Source organism: Psychrobacter sp. AOP3-A1-26, from assembly GCF_052378235.1.
Taxonomy (GTDB): Bacteria; Pseudomonadota; Gammaproteobacteria; order Pseudomonadales; family Moraxellaceae; genus Psychrobacter.
Map to the genome: position 1 here is coordinate 1 of NZ_JBQSXN010000173.1, position 1,278 is coordinate 1,278.

2 protein-coding genes are annotated in these 1,278 nt (G+C 39.3%); both read left to right on the forward strand.

Annotated elements, in window-relative coordinates; all coding sequences use genetic code 11:
• The first annotated feature begins 33 nt into the window (after positions 1-33).
• A complete protein-coding gene (locus ACT3TU_RS14135) occupies positions 34-642 on the forward strand; it encodes a nitroreductase family protein (RefSeq protein WP_192524940.1) in 609 nt (202 codons plus the stop codon).
• Positions 643-738: 96 nt separating this feature from the next.
• Positions 739-1,035 (forward strand): DUF4298 domain-containing protein, encoded by a 297-nt coding sequence (locus ACT3TU_RS14140; protein ID WP_192524939.1) that lies wholly within the window; start codon positions 739-741, stop codon positions 1,033-1,035.
• Positions 1,036-1,278 lie beyond the last annotated feature (243 nt).

Sequence of the window (1,278 nt, forward strand, 5' to 3'; positions counted from 1 at the left end):
AACCCAACGGAGAAAACTATGTCAAATACAGCCATGTCAAATTTAAAAGACTTTCAACAACTAGCTGAAAAGCGCCGTTCTATCTACACCCTAAGCGATCAGCTACCTGTTTCTAACGATGAAGTGGTTAAGCTGATTGAACATGCAGTCTTGCATACGCCGTCCGCTTTTAACTCACAATCCGCGCGTCTCGTGGTTTTATTTGGTGACGATCATAAAAAATTATGGGACATCACTGAAGAGACGCTCAAAGTTATCGTCAATGATGACGAGAAGTTCCAAGGCACTAAAGATAAAATCGCAGGATTTAGAGCGGGTGCTGGTACGATTATGTTCTTTGAGGACAAAGGCGTGGTTAGAAACATGCAAGAAGCAGCCCCTTTGTATGCGGATAAATTCCCAATCTGGGCACATCAAACCAGTGCTATGCATCAATATGTGATTTGGACGGCATTGGCAAGCATCGATGTCGGTGCCAACTTGCAGCATTATAATCCTGTCATCGACCAAAGAGTCGCTGATGAATGGAATATTGCTGATGATTGGGAACTCAACGCGCAGATGGTATTCGGTGCTATTGAGCAGCCAGCAGGTGACAAAGAGTTTCAGCCTGCTGACGCGCGTATGAAAGTATTTGGCTAATATATTAGCTTTGAATACACTATAACCAATGAAGCTGCTATGAATATATCTGAGCGGTTTCATTGGTTTTTTATAATTATAAACTGGAGAAATATAATGGAAGTTTTTGATGCACAAGCGCTGCAAAAAAAGTATGAGCGTTGGTATGAGCTACATGAACAGATAGAAGATGCTCAGGAAAAATGGGCAGAAGCCAGTACATTAATGTCTGAGCTGCAAACTTACTATCAAAGCGCGCAATGGAGAGACGATCATGAAAGCAACATGATGGTTGAATGCGCAGATAATAGGTATTCCATCATTAGTGAAGATGCTCTTTGGAGCGCGTTAACCGATCATCAAGAACAAGCCATTCGCTGGATGAGATTAGGGCTTGATGTTATAGACCGTTGATTCTAAAACTCTGTTATCCTTCATTTTTTTAAAAGCAATATACATTAACCCTCTCTTCTATATATAACCGTGCTGCCTTATTTAGCAGTAACATTTTCAAGAGAGACCATAGCATTCTTTAAGTAATCAATCCTTAGAATATAGCTCTTTACAAAATACAAAATGAGCTGCGGTAGTTTGAAACAATTATATAGGTATAAATTTTATACGTGTATAATTGTCAAAAGTATAAATTTTATATAT

What these genes read in the sequence shown, in the direction of transcription:
- ACT3TU_RS14140 (WP_192524939.1), top strand. Translation starts at nt 739, where the DNA reads ATGGAAGTTTTTGATGCACAAGCGCTGCAAAAAAAGTATGAGCGTTGG.
- ACT3TU_RS14135 (WP_192524940.1), top strand. Translation starts at nt 34, where the DNA reads ATGTCAAATTTAAAAGACTTTCAACAACTAGCTGAAAAGCGCCGTTCT.